The 519-nt window shown below is 45.5% G+C and carries 2 tRNA genes; both read left to right on the top strand.

Going from position 1 to position 519, the window contains the following annotated elements:
• Positions 1-167: 167 nt before the first annotated feature.
• A tRNA-Ile gene (locus EO126_RS10655) sits at positions 168-244 on the top strand.
• Positions 245-267: 23 nt separating this feature from the next.
• Positions 268-343 (top strand) — tRNA-Ala (locus EO126_RS10650).
• Positions 344-519 lie beyond the last annotated feature (176 nt).

Raw genomic sequence — 519 nt, 5'->3', positions numbered from 1 at the left:
ACAAGGTAGCCGTATCGGAAGGTGCGGCTGGATCACCTCCTTTCTAGGGAGACATACACGGAAGCAAGACTTCCGGTGTCACTTAGGTCGACACTTTGGCGCCGTACTTAGTACGGTAACCTACATTGTTCGGTTTTGAGAGATCTGTAAAGACTCTCGAAAAGAATGGGCCTATAGCTCAGCTGGTTAGAGCGCACGCCTGATAAGCGTGAGGTCAGTGGTTCAAGTCCACTTAGGCCCACCATTCTTTAATTTTATACCATACATGGGGGCGTAGCTCAGCTGGGAGAGCACCTGCCTTGCAAGCAGGGGGTCAGGAGTTCGATTCTCCTCGTCTCCACCATTCATTTACTACTAAATAGTAAATGACTTGTTCTTTGAAAACTGCATAGAAGATAGATAATTAATATGTAAGGTAAGCCTCTTGGAGGAATCCAAGGGTTGACCAAGCACATTAGGAAAAAATTCTCTGATTTATAAAGAGTAGGTTAAGCTACAGGCGAGACGCAAGTCTTAAAA

It is taken from the genome of Veillonella seminalis (assembly GCF_003992065.1).
GTDB lineage: Bacteria > Bacillota > Negativicutes > Veillonellales > Veillonellaceae > Veillonella_A > Veillonella_A seminalis.
Note: the sequence above shows the minus strand (reverse complement) of the source record. Positions and strands in the feature narration are given on the sequence as shown.